At 61.1% G+C, this 17,725-nt stretch carries 13 protein-coding genes; 5 read left to right on the top strand and 8 right to left on the bottom strand.

Translation table 11 applies throughout. The features are described 5' to 3' along the window. Positions 1–105 precede the first annotated feature (105 nt). Together KK488_RS03845 and KK488_RS03850 are read right to left on the bottom strand one after the other, a co-directional pair. The gene (locus tag KK488_RS03845) at positions 106–2,262 is read right to left on the bottom strand and encodes a PQQ-dependent dehydrogenase, methanol/ethanol family (RefSeq protein ID WP_349356848.1); all 2,157 of its coding nucleotides are present in this window, start codon (positions 2,260–2,262) and stop codon (positions 106–108) included. 5 nt (positions 2,263–2,267) lie between these two features. After that, positions 2,268–3,989 carry an FAD-dependent oxidoreductase gene (locus KK488_RS03850; RefSeq protein WP_214621811.1) on the bottom strand — a complete coding sequence of 574 codons (1,722 nt, stop codon included), beginning with the start codon at positions 3,987–3,989 and terminating at the stop codon, positions 2,268–2,270. Positions 3,990–4,255: 266 nt separating this feature from the next. Between KK488_RS03850 and KK488_RS03855 the strand changes: the two genes are divergently transcribed. From KK488_RS03855 to KK488_RS03870, 4 genes are all read left to right on the top strand, one after another. Next, positions 4,256–5,185 (top strand): DUF8021 domain-containing protein, encoded by a 930-nt coding sequence (locus KK488_RS03855; RefSeq protein ID WP_214621812.1) that lies wholly within the window; start codon positions 4,256–4,258, stop codon positions 5,183–5,185. After that, the gene (locus tag KK488_RS03860) at positions 5,182–5,628 is read left to right on the top strand and encodes a GlcG/HbpS family heme-binding protein (protein ID WP_214621813.1); all 447 of its coding nucleotides are present in this window, start codon (positions 5,182–5,184) and stop codon (positions 5,626–5,628) included. The genes KK488_RS03855 and KK488_RS03860 overlap by 4 nt, the downstream gene beginning before the upstream one ends. Further along, entirely contained in the window at positions 5,625–6,137 is a 513-nt protein-coding gene (locus KK488_RS03865) for a 2,4'-dihydroxyacetophenone dioxygenase family protein (RefSeq protein WP_214621814.1), read from the top strand. Before KK488_RS03860 ends, KK488_RS03865 begins: the two co-directional genes overlap by 4 nt. A gap of 343 nt (positions 6,138–6,480) precedes the next feature. Further along, positions 6,481–7,668: a mandelate racemase/muconate lactonizing enzyme family protein gene (locus KK488_RS03870; RefSeq protein ID WP_214621815.1), complete on the top strand. Its 1,188-nt coding sequence runs from the start codon at positions 6,481–6,483 to the stop codon at positions 7,666–7,668. 92 nt (positions 7,669–7,760) lie between these two features. Here KK488_RS03870 and KK488_RS03875 read toward each other — a convergent pair whose 3' ends face one another. The 5 genes from KK488_RS03875 to KK488_RS03895 all read right to left on the bottom strand — a co-directional run bounded on the left by KK488_RS03875 (position 7,761) and on the right by KK488_RS03895 (position 13,691). Continuing rightward, complete coding sequence (locus KK488_RS03875) at positions 7,761–8,798, bottom strand: aldo/keto reductase (protein WP_214621816.1); 1,038 nt, start codon at positions 8,796–8,798, stop codon at positions 7,761–7,763. Between the two features lie 38 nt (positions 8,799–8,836). Continuing rightward, positions 8,837–9,154, bottom strand: a complete 318-nt coding sequence (locus KK488_RS03880; RefSeq protein WP_214621817.1) for a DUF4286 family protein — start codon at positions 9,152–9,154, stop codon at positions 8,837–8,839. A gap of 22 nt (positions 9,155–9,176) precedes the next feature. Further along, positions 9,177–11,312: a PQQ-dependent dehydrogenase, methanol/ethanol family gene (locus KK488_RS03885; protein WP_214621818.1), complete on the bottom strand. Its 2,136-nt coding sequence runs from the start codon at positions 11,310–11,312 to the stop codon at positions 9,177–9,179. After that, a complete protein-coding gene (locus tag KK488_RS03890) occupies positions 11,305–13,032 on the bottom strand; it encodes an FAD-dependent oxidoreductase (protein ID WP_214621819.1) in 1,728 nt (575 codons plus the stop codon). The genes KK488_RS03885 and KK488_RS03890 overlap by 8 nt, the downstream gene beginning before the upstream one ends. 110 nt (positions 13,033–13,142) lie before the next feature. Continuing rightward, positions 13,143–13,691 carry a nuclear transport factor 2 family protein gene (locus KK488_RS03895; RefSeq protein ID WP_214621820.1) on the bottom strand — a complete coding sequence of 183 codons (549 nt, stop codon included), beginning with the start codon at positions 13,689–13,691 and terminating at the stop codon, positions 13,143–13,145. Between the two features lie 457 nt (positions 13,692–14,148). Here KK488_RS03895 and KK488_RS03900 point away from each other — a divergent pair, with 457 nt between their 5' ends. Further along, a complete protein-coding gene (locus KK488_RS03900; protein ID WP_214621821.1) occupies positions 14,149–15,159 on the top strand; it encodes an AraC family transcriptional regulator in 1,011 nt (336 codons plus the stop codon). Positions 15,160–15,409: 250 nt separating this feature from the next. Here the strand turns inward: KK488_RS03900 and KK488_RS03905 are convergent, their stop codons facing one another. After that, the gene (locus KK488_RS03905) at positions 15,410–17,644 is read right to left on the bottom strand and encodes a TonB-dependent receptor (RefSeq protein WP_214621822.1); all 2,235 of its coding nucleotides are present in this window, start codon (positions 17,642–17,644) and stop codon (positions 15,410–15,412) included. Positions 17,645–17,725: the final 81 nt, after the last annotated feature.

Here is a 17,725-nt window from a genome sequence, read left to right on the forward strand (position 1 = left end):
CGAAAAAATACGCCCTCGCCCGGGCAGGAAGTCTGCCCGACGCTCGGAGGTCGGTATTGCGGAAACGCGAATGGGGCGGTTGCAGGTTTGCGAACGTCCCGAAGATCACGGACCAGAGCCGCGGTGCTTAGAATCCTGCTTCGCCGCCGCCTGCTGCCGGATGTAGTTGCGGATCTGGAGCAGTTGTTGATCGGACAGCGTGTCGAAGCCCGGCATGCCGTTCGGCTTGAGCATCCCGCCATGGACCACCGTCTTGAAGGATTCCGCGTCTAGCACGACGGGCGACGCGCGCAGATCCGGCGCACCGCCGGCCGCAACTGCGCCGGCGCCGTGACATCCCATGCAGTAGTTGGTAAACTCCACCCCGCCCGTGAGGGCTGCCTTCTCGTCGACCTTGAAAGTCGTGTCCTTCAGTGGTTCGGCGCGCTCGGGAGCAGCTCCGGCCGGCAGCTTCGCAGTACCGCCGAGCTTAAAGACCAGCAGGCGTTTCGGGCTTTCCCGATACTTCCAACCATATTTCGCCTGCACGGTGAGCGTTGCTCCGGGTGAGCCCGACGGCGGTGCCGCGAGGACCGCGACATATTGCACGCCGTTGGCCAGGAAGGAGATCGGCGCACCCAGGACCGAGACGCCGGCCTCAAAGCGCCAGAGCTTCTTCCCGTTGTCGGCCTGATAGGCGTTGAACGACCCGTCGACGTGCCCCTGGAATACCAGCTTGCCAGCGGTCGCCATGGTGCCACCATTGACTACCCCGGGCGTCGAGACCTTCCACTTCGCCTGCTGCTTGACCGGGTCCCATGCTTGCAAGGTGCTCGAGAACTTGTTGGCGTCGATCGACAGACCGCCAACGTCGCCGCTCATGCCGGTGTTCCAGCTATCTGGCGTGCGCTTCCAGTCCTTCGGTGCCAGCCCCTTGGCCGAGTAGATGTCGGCCTGGTGGATCGTCGGGATGTACGCCAACGATGTCTGGGGGCTGAAGGACATCGGCTGCCAGTTATGCGTGCCATAGGTGCCCGGCCATTGTGCGATTGGCCCGTTTTCGTAGCGGTTTCCAGGAACGTCGATTGGTCGCCCAGTTTTGAGGTCGATGCCAGACGCCCACGTCACCTTGCCGATCTTCTCGGCAGAGATCAGCTTTCCGGACGCCCGATCAACAAGGTAGAAGAAGCCGTTCTTGGGCGCATGCATTAACACCTTGCGCGGCTTGCCGTCGATCGACAGCGTGGCCAACTCGATATCCATTGTCGAGTTGTAGTCCCACGCTTCGTTTGGATTCTCCTGATAGTGCCAGACATATTTTCCCGTGTCGGCATCTAGTGCCACGATCGAGGCGAGGAAAAGCGCGTCGCCTCCCTTCGGATTGCGCACCTTCCAGTTCCAGGGGCCGCCGTTGCCCGTGCCGATATAGATGCGGTTGAACGCCGGATCGTAGGTCATGGCGTTCCAGACGGTGCCGCCACCGCCATACTTCCACCATTCACCCGACCAGGTTTTCGCGATCTTCTCCTGCGTCTCGTCCTCGAAGCCGTCGGCCGGGTTGCCGGGCACGGTGAAGAACCGCCAAAGGAACTTCCCAGTGTCCGCGTCGAATGCGCTCACTGCGCCGCGCGCCCACCGCTCCGCCCCTGCGAAACCGATGATGACCTTGCCGTGGAAGACGCGTGGCGCGCCGGTGATCGTCACCTCGCCGAGCTTGTCGCTCTTGGCGTCGAGCGTCTGGACGCTCCATGCAAGCTTGCCGCTGGCGCGATTGATGCCAACGAGGCGGCCATCCTGCAGGCCAACGATGACCTTGTCCTTCCAGATGGCGAGACCACGGATGCCCCAGGAGGGCAGTGCCTTGCGCGTGCCGATCGTCTCGACGAGCTTCGGATCGTAGCGCCAAAGCACCTTGCCCGTGTCCGCTTTGACCGCCTGCACGACGCTCAAACCAGTCGCGATGTAGATAACGCCGTTGACCGCGAGCGGCTGGGAATCGGCACGCAGGGGCGTGTCGATGTCGAGGGACCAAGCGAGACCAAGCTGGGCGACGTTCCCGTCGCTGATCTGGGTCAGCGGACTGAAGTGGTTTTCGTTGAAGGTGCGGCCATAACTGGCCCAATTCCCGCCATCCGTTTCGTTCGCGAGCATTGCGTTGTCGACGCTGTCCGGCGTGGCCGTCGGGCCGTCCGACTTTGAAGTGCAGGCGCCGAGGGCAGTGACCATCGCCACAGCCACGAGGATGGGGCTCTGAAGGGCGCGCGCGCGGAATGATTGGATCACGATGATCAAGCGCTCACTTCATTGCCGATGATGTAACCAAAGGTGAGGCCGGGGCCGATCGTGCAGCCGCCCGAGATGTAATCGCCTCCTGTCACGCTGAGCATGTCGTTGCCGCCGGAATAAAGGCCAGGGATCGGCGAGCGGTCAGGCGTCAGCACCTGCCCCTTTCCATTGGTCCGCAGACCGGGGAACGTGCCGACGCAGCCGGCGAAGACCCGGACCGCGTAAAAGGGTACTTTGTCGAGCGGTCCGACGCAGGGGTTGGGGCCATGCTCCGGATCACCATTCGCGATGTCGAAGGCGTTGGTGCCCCGATTGAATTCTGGGTCGACGCCGTTGCGGGCATGTTTGTTGTAGGATTCGACCGTTGCGACCAGGCCTTCGGGATTGATGCCCGTCTTCTCGGCCAGCTCAGCGATGGTCTTTCCGCATTTAAGGAAGCCGTTCTTGATGAAGTGCTTGTAGGGCATGGGGCCAGGGTGAATCGGCCCGAGACCGTAGCGCCTCAACATCCTGTGGTCGAAGACGAGCCAGGCGACCGGCTCCTCCTCTTCGGGTGTAACCGCGATGAGGTTGACGCAGAAGTCGTGGTAGGAGCGGCCTTCGTTGCAGAAGCGACGGCCGTTGCGCGTTACCGCGATGATGCCCGGCATGCCGCGGTTGAAGAAGGCCGGCATTGCCTCGAGGCCACCCTCAACATTCGGCAGTCTATAAGTAGGGGCGAACGCCACCGGGGACTTGGTGTCGGTCTCGAATTGCCCGCCCACCTTCTGGGCCATGTTGATGCCGTCGCCGGTGTTCCCGTACGGGTAGAGGCCCCATACCTCCGGTGCTCGACCCCCATGTGGGAAAAGTTTGGCTCGAACCGCCGAATCGTGTGGAAAGCCTCCAGTCGCGACCATGACGCCTCGCTTCGCTCGGATCTCAACGGTTCCGTCCGGTGTGTCCAGGAGTGCGCCCGTGACGCGGCCGCCGGTGGATATGAGCTGTTTGGCAGGAGACGACGTCCAGAGTTGGCCGCCGAGCTTGAAGTATGCCGATGCGAGTCCGCCGATCAGCGCGTTCCCCGATGCCAGGCGGAGGGTTCGGCCAGCGCGGAACTGGTCACGCAGGCGCTGGAGCATGCACTTGAAAACATAGAAAGCCGAGCCAAGCTTGCGGCCGGCGGTCATGTAGTAACCCACCTCGCTGACGCCGATCTGCATTCCCATGAAGGTGCCGGACTGCAACGGCGGCCTCAGGCGTTTGATCTCATCCCCAAGGTCTGCCGCGTCCCAGTTCAATGGATAGTGCGCACGGCCGGTCTGCGAACCGCCGGGACTGTCGCAGTGATAGTCTGGGAAGCCGCCCAGGAAGCCGAAGCGCACGGGACTATTCTTCTGGACGAAATCGATCATCTCCGGCCCGATGTCGACGAAGGCGCTGACAGTGTCCTCGTCGAACCGGTGACCAGTTTCGTGACGGAAGAAGCGCATCGCCTCCTCCCTGCTGTCCGTATAGCCCATGGCCTTGGCGATCGGGCTGTTCGGAATCCAAGGACAGCCTCCCGAGCGGGCCGACGCGCCGCCGAACTTCTCATCTTTCTCGACGACCAGAACTTTCAGGCCTTTGACGGATGCTGTAAGCGCTGCGCACATCGCGGCGGCGCCGCTCCCAATAACCAGGAAATCGCAGTCGTGGGTCCGGACGACGTCCCGACCGACCTGCGAGGCAAGCGCCTTCGACATACTCAACTCTCCTAGATTCCTTCAGCACACCATGCGACGCATCGCGTCGACGGACTTTCGTGTGCGCGAAGTCCCTATTTTTTTATCCGCGAACTCCAAATCCCATTAGGGCCTTCGCAAATCCGGAATAAATTTGTTCGGACAGACCATATCCACCCTTCGGCAAACCTGTTTCCTTGCCCCGCATGATCAAAGGGAGAGGACCTATGGGAATGTTTCGACCGCTATTAGCGATCTGCATTGCGACGTTCGGGGGGATCGCCTCAATGCCCGCCTACGCGGCGGACGACGACGCAAAGCCGGCATGTGATCGTGCCTGCCTGGAGAAGTTCGTAAAGACCTATCTGACGGCGCTGACCAGTCACGACCCGTCACGCGCTCCACTGAAGGACAATCTCAAATACACGGAAAACCAGTCGCGGCTCCCGATCGGCGAGGGCTTGTGGAAGACTGCTGAGCGGCTTGGCGACTACCAAATCTACATCTCCGACATGCGGACCAGTCAGGCAGTCTACATGGGTAACATCAAGACGAGCGAAGGCTGGTCGATGCTGACGGTTCGCCTCAGGATTGTCGGCGACAAGATTTCCGAAGTCGAGACAATCTATCCAGGCCCTGCGATTGGCGGGTCATACGACCTAGGCAACGCGCCCGCTACGCTCGGCAAATCCCGCGCCGCTCTTTCGGCGCCGTTGAAGGCGATCGAACGACGTGATCGGTGGCAGCTCATCCAGGCGGCGGACCTGCATTACGAAGGCATCGAGCGCGGCAGTGGAGACCTCGTTCCGTTTGGCGAGCGGTGCATCAAGATCGAGAACGGCGTCCAGCTCATCAAGAACCCGAACTTCGAATCGCCTGTCCGTTCGCCAATGGGCACGAAGCTCCCGAACTTCCAATCAATGGGTTGCACCGAGCAATTCAACACCCATGTCTGGGACACGGACACCATCACTGATCGCCGCTACTCCGTGGTGGACGAGGAGCGTGGCATCGTCGTCGCGTTCGCTATGTACAATCAGTACGCCAAAGGACCGTGCTCGATGGTCGTCGACTACGGCCCCGCCTGTCCAAACAGCATAGTCCCGCCATATTCGCTGGCGATCGCCGAGGCCTTCCGGGTGCGTTCAGGCTTCATCGAGGAGGTCGAGTCGATCTTTAAGGTCCTGCCTGAGCAGCGGCTGCGCGGCATCTGGTGAGCAGCGTGGCCAACCCCGTGCTGTTTCAATCGCCGCGGTTAAGCCTGGCAGGCGCAGATATCTTGGTCCGCGAGGCCTTGTTACAGGCGGAAGCCGCCGGCGTGCGGGTGGCCATAAGCGCCACGGACGATGCTGGTCAGCTCATCTGCTCCGCCAGGATGGACGGGGCGCCCGGTGTGAGCACCGAGATCTCCGCCCGCAAGGCGTTGACCGCCGCGCAGTTGAAGGTCGAGACATACCGTCTTCAACAGCTCGTCGACCAACACCATCCCTCCTATCTCGCTGCGACGTCCCTCTGCCCGATCGCCGGCGGCGTGCCTATCACAATGGAGGGGCGGACGATCGGCGCGCTCGGAGTGAGTGGCGCAGACGAGGGCAGCGATCGCCGGATCGCCGAGGAGGCCGTTCGCAAATTCATGTCTCAGTTGGGGGACGATAGATGATCAAGGAATCCTTCCACGCCGACTTGGAAACTCGTCCTTGGGCCGAACATTGGGCCAGCGATCCCGGCATCCGTCTGCAACTGCTCATGGCGGACATCGAGGGTCAGCGCTTCGCGGTGCGGATGCAGTTTGAACCCGGCCTCCTCGCTATTCCCCACAAGCATACAGGGGAGGTCCACGCCATCACACGAGCAGGGAAGTGGAGCTATCTCGAATATCCCCATAGTCCCTACAATATGGCAGGATCCTACCTGTTCGAACCCCCGGGGACCGCGCACACGCTCAAGGTCGCGGACGATGCCGGCGAAGTCACCGATGTCATCTTCATCATCTATGGCGCGATGCTGCATCTCGACGAGGGCGGCAATGTCGTTGCGGTTACCGATGCTCACAGCGTGATCAGCGAGTATTCCGCGTTCCTTCAGACGGCTGGCTTTTCGGGCATCGAGAAGATCCCGATCGGTGGGCAGATGAACTACCGTGATGTCAGCGATATCGCGAGCTTCTGACCTCTAAACCGCTTTACTGGATAGGGTGTTGCGTCAATGAGCGCCATTTGCCTCGGCACTTCCCAGCCCCGAGGTTAACTGCAGGGCGTGGGTCGATGACCGAGCACGGTCGGAAACCTGGCTGGTATTGTCGGGCCGATTGCGACGGGTCTCATCATCGATCGGACCGGAAACTTCGAAAGCGCCTTCCTTTTCACCGCGCTCGTGGGCTCTCTTGGAGCGTTGGGGCGATACATCGCTGTTCCGGCTGTGGGACCGGTTTCTTTTCCTGCAGACAAGGCGCGGCGATGACAGGTGACGGCCGCATCGGAATGTCAATCCATTGGCAGCGGCGAGGTCGGGCATGCGCATTCTTGCACTGAAGAGTTTCCACGCGGACGGAGGCTGGCGCCCGTTCAGCTTCCTCAAAATCACAACAGACGAGGGCCTCGTCGGGTGGTCGGAATATTCGCTCGGGATCTGGGCGCCTGCCCTCCCGGAGGTGATCGAGGCCTTGGAATCGCTGGTCGTCGGCTCGGATCCTAGGTCATTCCGGAAGATCACGGCAGCCCTGCAGGCAAACACACGGTTCGCCGCCGGCGGTCTCAACCAGCAGGCGATCTCAGCGATTGAGAATGCGTGCATCGACATCGCGGCCAAGGCGGCGAACGTTCCCGTCCATGCGCTGTTCGGCGGCCCCATCCGCGAAGAGGTGGATCTCTACTGGTCCCATTGCGGAAGCTTCAGGGCACGCGACCGCGACTATTTCGAGAAGACGCTCGGTCTCCCGCCATTAATGGATCTCAAGGACGTGGCTCCGCTCGCGGAGGAGGTCGTTGCGCGGGGCTACAAGGCGGCTAAGATAAATCCGATCCACTTCACGGCGGCGGGCCCTCGGCTGCTAAATCCCGGCTTCGCACCGGGAGTCGATCTCGCGCGTCGCCTCGACGGCGCCTCCCTTGCCGCCATCGAAGCGCAGTTGGCGACCTTCACCGAAGCGCTTGCCGGGCGGTCGGAGGCAATGCTCGATCTGAACTTTGGCTTCTCGACCAACGGCTTCATCCAGATATGCCGCCACGTCGCACACCTTCCGCTCCGATGGCTCGAGATCGACAGCCATGATCCCGCCGATCTTGCGCAGATACGGCGCAACACGCAGACGCCGTTGGCGTCGCTAGAGGCTGTCTATGGCCGGAGCGCCTTTGCACCCTTCCTTCGATACAAGGCGGCGGATGTCGCGATCATCGATCTGCTGTGGAACGGCATGGGCGAGGCGGTCAGGATGGCGGATCTGGCTGATCTCCACGGCGTCAATGTCGCGCCGCATAACTTCTACGGTCCCTTGGCTGATCTCATGGCGGCGAACTTCGGCGCGTCGGTTCCGAACTTCGAGATCATGGAGTTCGAGGGAGACGACGTGCCCTGGAAGTACGAGCTCCTCAGCCAGCCCATAGGCGTTAGACGGGGCGTGATGCCCGTGCCGAAGGGCGTTGGATGGGGTGCGGATATCGACGAGCACGCTATCGCAGAGTATCCGTGGCCACGACGGTGACCGGTGGCCGCGTAAAGTGGCGGGAGTCGGATGGATATCTTCTTGGGCGCAATCCTCCCGGTCGCTTTCGACGGTCGGTGGGTTCAACAACACTAGGATGCATTCCGCTCGGCAGCCATCAGTTCGCGCCTTCGTGTGCTCTTCAATGTCTGCATCCACGCCGGATACTCCGACGGCAGTGCGCTCACCTCGCCGAGGCGCTCCAGCTCTTGGGAGGTCAGGTCGATCTCAGCCGAGGCGAGATTGTCCTTCAGTTGACGCTCCGAGGTCGCGCCAATCAGCACGCTGTCAACAATGGGCTGATGCAGCAGCCAAGAGATGGCAAGCTGAGCGTGAGTCACGCCCCGTTCTGCGACGATCTCGTCCATGACGGTGAGAATGCGCTCGCACCGGCCGTCATCGATCGGGGGAAAATCGAAACGGCTGCGCCGACCATTGCTCGCGTCCCGATACTTCCCCGTGAGGCTCCCGCCAGCGAGCGGTCCCCACACGAGCATGCCCATCCCTTCGTGCGCCATGAACGGAACGACCTCCCGTTCGACATCGCGGCTTACGAGGCTGTAGTACGCTTGATGCGATTGATATCTGGCGAGGCCCATTCGATCAGCGTGGCCGCGTGCTTTAGCGAGTTGCCATGCCGTCCAGTTCGAAACGCCGACGTAGCGAATGAGACCGCGGCGGACCAAGGAGTCCAGTGCTTCAACCGTCTCTTCAATAGGCGTCGCGAAGTCAAAGTCGTGCAGCTGGTACAGGTCGATATGCTCGACCTGGAGCCGGCGCAGACTTGCCTCCACCGACGCGCAAATGTGATAGCGGGAGGTGCCCATGTCATTCGGGCCGTCGCCCACGACGTCGCTGACCTTGGTGGCGAGGACGACATCGCTTCGTGCAATCCCAAGATTTCGGAGTGCTTGTCCAACCAGTTGCTCGGAGATGCCTTCGGCGTAGACATCCGCGGTGTCGATGAGGTTCACCCCTGCGTCGATCGCGACCCGAACGAGCGCGTCGACTTCAGCCTGCTGTAGATTGCCGACCTGGGTGTACATTTTGGTGCCGCCACCAAAAGTGGCGGTGCCGAGGGCGAGCTCGGACACATACAATCCGGTCTTTCCCAAACGATTGTAGCGCATACCGCTGTCTCTCCTGAAATCGCTAGTTCGATTGGACGCTATGCCGTGCGCATTGGGCCCAGAGACGTGGCCGCGAACAGGTTGTAATGCTCGTCGAATGCAGGGCTCATGAAGATCTCGCCGTCGTCCACTCGGCGATACATCTCCGTCATCAGGCCATCGAGATCGTCGGTTTCGACATCGTAAATTGCGAGGTAGCGCCAGCCTTCACCCAGCACGACCTTGTAGCGCTCGGCGGTCTTCATGCCGGGCAGACTTAGGAGATCGCTCAGGTGACGCTCGTCATACCATTGGTTGAACTCGTCATCCCGGTGATCCCGAGGATTTGTGAACACAACCATCTTATATGTCGGCATGTTAAATCTCCTGCTTGATCAATCACATGCCCGAAGGCTTAGGGCCAATTCGCGATGGGCCGCGAGCCTGCTGACGAACGTAGTGGCGCAGCGCGTCCAGTTCCGCGTCGCCGATTTCCGGAAAGTCCGGCATGCCGGCCGACTTGAGCGCGCCGGTCCGAACGATCATAGCGAAGCTCTCACGGCTCAAAACCAGAGGAGAGGCCCGCAAATCCGGTGCGGCTCCGGAAGCGACCGCCCCGACGCCGTGACACGTCATGCAGTTCTTGTTGAACGAGGTCGCACCGGTTTTGGCCAGCTTGGGATCGGGGATCAGCTCGTCCGAGACAAGCGGCTTCTCCGGGCCGGGAGCCGCGGTCGCGGGCAGCTTGCCGGTCCCATCCAGCACGAAGGTCAGAAGCCGCCGCGGATGGTCGCGATAACGCCATCCAAACTGCGACTGTTGAGGAAGTATTGCCGCCGGTGAGCCGCTCGGCGGTCCGGCCATGACCGTGATGTACTGCTTGCCTCCGACGGAGAAACTGATCGGAGCCCCGAGCACCGACACGCCTGCCGGGAAACTCCACAGCTTTTTCCCCGTGGCTGCGGCGAAGGCGTTGAAGGTGCCGTCGATATGGCCCTGAAAGACGAGACCGCCAGCGGTCGCCATGGTGCCGCCGTTGACGATGCCGGGCGTCTCAACGCGCCACGCACGCTTCTGAAGGCCCGGATCCCATGCCTGTAGGTAGGAGTGAAACTCCTCCTCCGGAACATGCACGGAGCTCGAACCAACGACGGACCAGCCCAGGCCAGTGTTCCAGTTGTTCGGATCGGCTTTCCAGGTCGTCGGATCGATCCCTTCTGCGGCATAGGCATCGGCCTGATGGATCGACGGGATGAAGGCGAGTTTCGCCACCGGACTGTAGGACATCGGCTGCCAGTTGTGCACACCGAACGTCCCAGGCCAGATCAGCAGCGGCTTGTTCTGGTAGCGGATGTCGGGAGCCTCGATCGGCCGACCAGTGTTCAGATCATAGCCGGTGGCCCAAGTGACTTTCCCGATCTTCTCCGCTGAGATCAGCTTGCCTGTCTCGCGATCGAGGACAAAGTAGAAGCCGCTCTTCGGTGCCTGCATCAGGACCTTGCGGGGGCGGCCGTCGATATCGATGGTCGCCATCGCGATGTCCATCGTGGAGTTATAATCCCAGGCCTCGTTCGGGTTTTGCTGGTGATGCCAGACATAGGCCCCCGTCTTGGCGTCCAATGCTACGATTGATGCCAGGAACAGTGCATCGCCACCCTTGGGATTGCGAATCTTCCAGTTCCACGGGCCGCCGTTTCCGGTGCCGATGTAAAGGCGGTCAAGTTCGGGGTCGTATGTCATCCCGTTCCAGACGGTCCCCCCGCCGCCATGCTTCCACCACTCTCCCGACCAAGTCTTTGCTGCCATCTCCATGGCTGGATCTTCGAAGCCCTTCGCCGGGTCGCCGGGAACGGTGTAAAAGCGCCAGAGGAATTTACCGGTGGCGGCATCGAATGCGGCGACCGCGCCGCGGATGTTGGCGCGCTCCGCGCCGGCGTACCCAATGACGACCCGGTCACCGAACACCCTGGGAGCGCCGGTGATGGTCGCCTCATTGTCGCGATCAAGGGTTTGAGTGGACCAGATTTGTTCGCCGGTTTTCGCGTTGAGCGCGATGAGGCGACCATCCTGCGTTCCGACGATGACCGTACCCTTCCAGAGCGCGAGTCCACGCACGCCCCATGAAGGACGGAGTTTGGTGCCGGCGACTTCGGCGACGTTCGGATCATGCGTCCATAGAAGCTTGCCGGTCGTCGCTTCGAATGCGTGCACGATGCTCAAGCCTGCGGTCGCATAGATCACGCCTCCGGCTTCGAGCGGCTGCGTGTCCGATCTCTGCATCGGAGAGAGTTCCTGGCTCCAGGCGAGCTTGAGACGACCGACCGTTTGCTCGTTAACCTGCGTCAGCGGACTGAAATGGTTCTCGCTGTAGGTCCGCCCATAGCTCGGCCAATCCGTGCCATCGCCCTCGTTCGCGACCAGCTTCTGATCGACGACCGAAGCACCAGGCCAGACCGTCTGGGCGCCAGCGAACGACGTTGAGACAACCATCGCGATGCTCGCCGCGTAGAGCGAGACCTGCGCGGCCCTACGCACGGGAGTTCACCAGCTTCGGTGCTGCGATCTCGCTCGCAGCGAGACCAGCAATATGGTTCGCAGCGATGTAACCGAACGTCATCGCCGGTCCGAGCGTACATCCGCCGGAGATGTAGTCGCCACCGGTGATGCTCGCCATGTCATTTCCGATGGCGTACAGGCCGGCGATCGGAGCACCGTCGGTTCCAATCACTTGTGCATTCTGGTCGCCTTCGATGCCGGCGAAGGTTGCGACGCAACCTGCAAACACCCGGATTGCGTAGTAGGGCGCCTGCGACAGCGGGCCGATGCACGGGTTGCCGCCATATTCGGCGTCTCCTCCGGCTCTCTCGTAATCCGTCGAACCACGATGGAATGCAGGATCCTCGTCACGATCCGCATTGCGGTTGAACTCGGCGAAGGTCCGCTCCAGTCCATCCGGATCGATGCCGGCGCTGATCGCTAGCTCTCTCGGCGTGCGTCCCGTCTTGAGGTACCCGCTCTTGAGGAAGGATTTGATCGGGAATGGCGCCGGCTTGATGATGCCGAGCCCGTATTTGCGCAGAGCGCGATGGTCGCACACGATCCAGGCCTCCGCCTCCTGATCGTCACCATATTCCTTGAGGAGCGCGACGCCCCAGTCATGATAGGATCTGGCTTCGTTCACGAACCGCTTCCCCTGGCGTGTCACCGAAATGACGCCCGGGGCACCGCGATTGAAGAAGACGGGGATCGTCTCAAGACGGCCTTCACCGGTCCGCAGCGTCGTGATCGGGGTGAGCGCGATCGGCATAGTCATGTCACTGTTGAATTTGCCGCCGACCGCCTCAATCATCCGAATGCCTTCGCCGGCGTTGCCATAGGGTAGCATGGCCCACACTTCGGGAGCGGACGCGCCCTGAGGGAACAGCTGAGCCCGCCGGACGGAATCGTGCGGGAAGCCACCGGTCGAGACGATCACCGCGCGCCGGGCTTCGACGCGGACCTTCTCGCCAAATCTCTCGACGATCGCGCCAGTCACCCGGTCACCCTCCCGGATAAGGGACCGTGCCGGCGCGGACGTCCAAAGCTCCAGGCCTCGGCGGAAGGCCGCGGCGGCGAGGCCACCCACCACTGCGTTTCCGGAGGTCAGCCGCATGGTTCGGCCAGCGCGGACCTGATCGACCACGCGGCGTGCCATGCACTTCGCCACATGGGCGAACGAACTAAGCTTGCGGGACGCGGTGAGGTAGGTCGGGACTTCCGAGACGCCGATCTGCATACTCATAAAGCTGGCGGCCATGAGGACCGGGCGGAGGCGGTGGATTTCCTTGCCGAGCTCGGCCGCATCCCATGCGTAGGGGAAGAGCGAGCGGCCGTGGCCGCCACCGGGGCTTTCGCAGTGATAATCCGGAAATTCGGCCAGCACATGGAACCGCAGCGAGCTCGCGCTCTCCACGAATTCGAGCATCGCCGGCCCGTTGTCCAGGAAAGCGCCGACCTTGCTCTCGTTATAGCGGTTACCGGTCTCGTGACGGAAATAGGTGATTGCCTTCTCGCGGCTGTCTGGGACGCCAGCCTTCGCAGCATGGGGGGTGTTCGGAATCCAGAGGCCACCGCCCGCTCTTGCGGACGCGCCTCCGAATTTCTCCTCCTTCTCCACCATTAGGACCTTCAGCCCTTGGCTCAGGGCGGTGAGGGCGGCGCATTGAGCGCCTGCACCCGATCCGATGATCAGCAGGTCGCAAGTCTTGGTTTCCATGGCACCTCTCCGGCGCACAGCGCTCCCTCCTTGCATGCGGCCGGGGAAGGCGCATGCGCTGGAGTTGCTGGCGTTAATTGTGGTTTCTTGGTCTACGGGGAGTTCGCCCGTCAGTCCCGAAGGATCGGTTCCGGGATTTCTAAGGGGCGGAGGTAGGACAGGTCGGCTTTGTCACGGCCCGGGGGAAGTTCTTCCCATGCCGGCCCGAGCCAGCTCGACTGGTCGAGTTCGTAGGAGCAGTCCATTACCTCGACCCGCTTGCTGAGCGCCCACGTGCCGTCCCGGCGCTCGAGCTCGTCAATATATCTCGCGGCGCCGGCGCCCAGCTTCGTTCCACCGGGCATGACAACGAAGAACACGCAGTAGCTTTCCGCATTGGCTATGTCGCCGTTGATCTCGCAGAGATGGGTCGTCACGCTGTGGTGCGTCGCGGGGAAACCCGCTTCGAGCTCAATCGCCCAGGGAACGAAGGTCTCGCGATCACCCATAAACGGTCCGTGCCGATCGATCGCATCAACATGGTAGGTCTGGCGGAGCACATCCGCGTCGAGGCGATCAAGGCCGCGGCAGTAGGCAGCGATCACATCGGAGATCTCCAGCCTGTCCTTCAGGTAGCGCACCTCCCGAATGAGGTCAGCTAGTTCGTCGGAAGCGCCCATTTTGTCCGTTCCTCTCGCTATGTTTCTTACAATGATTTCTACGGGCTGAGTGCGGGTCGCATCTTGCCCAAAGGCGAAGAAACCGGTTGCAGGGTGGCGAATGAGGCGTGATCGAAACGGGTGGGAGTTCTGTTTTATGCAAGTCTGCGGTTCCGAAAAATGCAGGACTCAAGGCTGATCGATCAATAAATCCGAGGAAAACGCGACCGCGCACGGGCAAATCGAGTGTTGGTCGGGACATGGAGAGGAAGAAGGGTCCGGACTTTGCATTCGTGAGCGATCCTGACCGCAGGCCGCAATGCGGACGCGTCAGGAATGATGCTCATAGACAGGCCGTCCTGGCACCATAACGTGAGCGAGGCTCGATCCCGCGATCAGTCGAAGCCCGCTCCTTTCTCTCCTTTGAAATACCTGGCGACGCCGAACTCGGCGCGCTAGCGATGCAAGGAGAGGTCCCATGGAGACGATGCAGGTCACGTCATCGACAGTCCCCGATCCCAAACAGCGGATCGGCGTCATCAGTGAGATGATCTCGGAGACGTTCTTTTCCCACTGGCACGCGGGCTCGATTGACGGAAATGAACCGCAGGCGGATATTCAGGCTTCCCACGCCTTGGGCATGCGCCTGTCCCATGCGCGCATGTCGGCCTTGACGCTGCGCAATCGCGCGGACGTGTCGTCCGAGAACCTCAAATTCTACGCCTACGTCACCAACCAGTCACAGTCGGTCAAGCTAACCGACACAGCGGCTCTGCACTTGCCGCCGCAGGAATTGCTCATTCTCAGTTCCGACATGCCGTGCGAGATTGTCAATCCGAAGGCTTACACTACGACGAGCCTCGTTATCGATGCGGAGCTTTTCAAGGAATTCGTGCCGGATCATCAAGGTTTGATCGCACAGCGTCTCTCCTATCCGTTCGGCCTGCGAGAGCTCCTGCACAGCACCTTGGACACGTGCATTGCAATCTCAGCGGCCGGAAAGTTCGCGGAGGTCGGGCCACAGATCGTCCGCTCGTTCCTTGAGATGCTTTCAGTCGTCGCGGTGCAGAAGCCCGAGCTTCCGATTTCGCCGGCGAGCACCAGTCTCGATATCCGCCGCGGGCAGGTGAAGGCGTTCATCGAACGCTATTACACGCAACCCGATCTTACGATCGCCGAGATCGCGCATCGCCTCCAGCTGACGCCGCGCTACGTCCAGCTGGCGTTCGAAGGGCAAGGCACAACTCCATCGGAGTATCTGCGGCAGTGCAGGCTGGAGGGCTCGGCACGCCAGCTGCGCGATCCGAGATGCAGCCATCGCAGCGTCACCGACATTGCCTTCAGCAACGGCTTCAACAGCTCTTCCCACTTTTCGACCGAGTTCCGGCGCTCGTTCGGTATGACACCCAGGACCTGGCGGACAGAGTCCGCCGCAATGCTGCCCAGTGATTTGTCGCGTTATTTCGTGGACTGCGGCCAAGCGGCATAACGAGGAAGCGCCGCCGTTCAAGAAAGTTGGTCGATGACGTCCATATCGTCCCGAGCACGATCCGAACTCGTCGCCCTGTAGGCCTACGCCCACCAAGCTCCAAAACGGAAATACCCCCGTCCCGCTCATTGCGAGACGGGGTGTTCGTAGGTTCGGCCTCTCCGGGCATGCGGCCTCCAGCTTTCGTCAGAAACAAAAGGGGCCAAGTCTCCGATTGGAGACTTGGCCCAGCTCGCGCCACGGAGAGGGTCTAAAAATTCGCGCTGGCGCGAACACCGTAGGTGCGAGGAGGATAGGGGGTCGCAAGATTGTAGGGGCCCAGGCCGGAATTCGACACCAGAAGGGTGTCGTCGTTCGTGATGTTTCGGATGAAGGCGCCGACGGACCAATTCCGATCGGGTGCGGTGTAGGTGATGTCTGCACCTAGCCGCCATGTGGGGCCAGTCAGCGACCCCGGGGACTGACGAAAATCGACATACTGCCTTCCCTCATGCTGCAATTCGGCGTGTGCCACCACGTCGGCCCCGCTTTTGAATCTGAAGGTGTGGTAATAGTTGCCGTAGAGGGTGAAGTGCGGAGCGTTCTGGAGATCCTTACCGCTTAAAAGCAGGCCTGCAGCCGGGACATCGAACACTTTGTGCTTGGCGCTGAGCACGGTCATTGCGAGATCGAAACGATCATCGCTCGTGAGACGTAGCGTCGCTTCAACTTCGCCGCCATAGAGGCGAGCTGATTGGGAGTTCGTGGTCAGCCCAAGGAGGATCCCATTGACCACAGGAAGGGCGCTCGTTTGATATCCGGTATAATCATAGTGGAACGCCTCGGCGTTGATCTGAACCTTGCCGTCCATGAAGCGGCTCTTAATACCGCCCTGCACAGCCTTGATTTCTTCAGGAGCGAAGGTCGGCGACAGGTTCGTTCCAGGTGGTAATCCGTTTACACCACCCGCCTTGTATCCAGTGCTGTAATTCGCGTAGATCATGACGTCGGGATTGACGTCGAATTCAGCGCCAATCTTGTAGTTCCAGTTGCTAGTGCTGAGGCTGCCTTTGACGTCGACCGAGTTCAAAACCGGCGCACCAGTGATCGGGGCGGCTGTCACGATGCCCGTATTGCCCGATTGCCGCTTCGTGTCCTCCGTGTAGCGAAGGCCGCCCACCACGCGGAAGCTCTGTCCGAGGGGAACAGTGACCTGGCCGAACAGCGACTGCGAGCGATAATAGTAATCGTAGATGTCATTCTTGAAATAGACGTGGCCGATGCTCGGATAGCCTGGACGATTGACGGTGATCGAGGGCCCGCGGGCCGTTAGGAAGTAGTTCTGCTCGTCAGCCCGCTCCTCGGCCCAATAGGCGCCGAACACCCAAGTGAACGGCGAGCCAGGATTCGATGCAAGACGGAGTTCCTGAGAGTGGGTCTCGTTGTGGACCGCCGGCGCGTAGCCGAAGGCTTCGGAGAGCGTCTGGTTGTTCTTGTAGTAGAACTTACGATAGTTCGGGACCCAGGTCAGCGTTGCGAAATCGAGGTCGTAGTTGACCTCAGCGTACACGGCTTGGCTCTTCGACTCGAGCGTGTTGGGCTCGGCCTGGTTCAGGATGTCGCTGGTTCCCTGTCCCGGCGTTCCAGCCCACGGGTCCCATGTCACTCCAGCACAACCTTGAGCCGCGGTGCTGCCGGGGGGACAAGGGGAATAGGTCGATCCGAGTTCCTTGCGGCGAGTATACTCGCCGGTGACGAGGATTTCGAGCCGTTCGGTTGGCGTGATCAGCAATCGCGCGCGCGCACCGGATACATTCTTGTCGCCATAACCGTTGCGGAAATAGGGTCCGTGTTCCGCAGACGCGGCCGACAGACGGAGGGCTACGTTGTCGCCAATTGGAAGATTGACCATCCCTTCGAGGGTCACCTCATCATAGTTGCCATACGATCCGGCAACCCGCGCCTCGAAGTCGTGCGTCGGTCGATTCGAGACGAAGTTTAACGAGCCGGCGGTAGCATTGCGACCTTGCAGAGTGCCTTGCGGACCACGAGCCAGCTCCAAGCGGGCTTGATCGAACAGGATCGTCGGCATGCCATAGGGCTTCGAGACGTAGATGCCGTCAACGTTGTAGGCCGTAGTCTGATCCACGCCGGGTTGAGACGAGTAGTTTCCGAGACCACGGATGTACGTTAGCAGGATGAAGCTGGGCTGGATACTGACACCGGGAGCGATGCCTGCGAGCTGACCGGGATCGGTGATGCCCCGACTCTGAATGGCAAGGCTGCTCACAGCGGTGATCGAAGTTGCCGTGTCTTGCAAATTCTCCTCGCGCTTGTTTGCGGTGACGACAATCTCTTCAGTGTCCGAACTGGCTTCTTGAGAATGCTTCTGCTGAGGCTGCTCCTGCGCGGACGCAGGACCAGCAACCGACAGCGCAACGCCCAACGCCAACCACGACGTCGCGGTGGTTGTGGAACCACCAAAAAATTTGAGAACCCCGGTCATGCAACCTCCCTTACTAATCTTTTTAGGTCCGGCAGGTGTGCCAGAGCTCGCAGCCTCGTTCTTCCGGATTTGCGAATTTCA

Source organism: Sphingobium nicotianae (genome assembly GCF_018603885.1).
Classification (GTDB): domain Bacteria; phylum Pseudomonadota; class Alphaproteobacteria; order Sphingomonadales; family Sphingomonadaceae; genus Sphingobium; species Sphingobium nicotianae.

Coding starts and splice junctions, on each gene's coding strand:
- KK488_RS03850 (WP_214621811.1), bottom strand. CDS start 3,989: ATGTCGAAGGCGCTTGCCTCGCAGGTCGGTCGGGACGTCGTCCGGACC.
- KK488_RS03855 (WP_214621812.1), top strand. CDS start 4,256: ATGCCCGCCTACGCGGCGGACGACGACGCAAAGCCGGCATGTGATCGT.
- KK488_RS03865 (WP_214621814.1), top strand. CDS start 5,625: ATGATCAAGGAATCCTTCCACGCCGACTTGGAAACTCGTCCTTGGGCC.
- KK488_RS03870 (WP_214621815.1), top strand. CDS start 6,481: ATGCGCATTCTTGCACTGAAGAGTTTCCACGCGGACGGAGGCTGGCGC.
- KK488_RS03875 (WP_214621816.1), bottom strand. CDS start 8,798: ATGCGCTACAATCGTTTGGGAAAGACCGGATTGTATGTGTCCGAGCTC.
- KK488_RS03880 (WP_214621817.1), bottom strand. CDS start 9,154: ATGCCGACATATAAGATGGTTGTGTTCACAAATCCTCGGGATCACCGG.
- KK488_RS03890 (WP_214621819.1), bottom strand. CDS start 13,032: ATGGAAACCAAGACTTGCGACCTGCTGATCATCGGATCGGGTGCAGGC.
- KK488_RS03895 (WP_214621820.1), bottom strand. CDS start 13,691: ATGGGCGCTTCCGACGAACTAGCTGACCTCATTCGGGAGGTGCGCTAC.
- KK488_RS03900 (WP_214621821.1), top strand. CDS start 14,149: ATGGAGACGATGCAGGTCACGTCATCGACAGTCCCCGATCCCAAACAG.
- KK488_RS03905 (WP_214621822.1), bottom strand. CDS start 17,644: ATGACCGGGGTTCTCAAATTTTTTGGTGGTTCCACAACCACCGCGACG.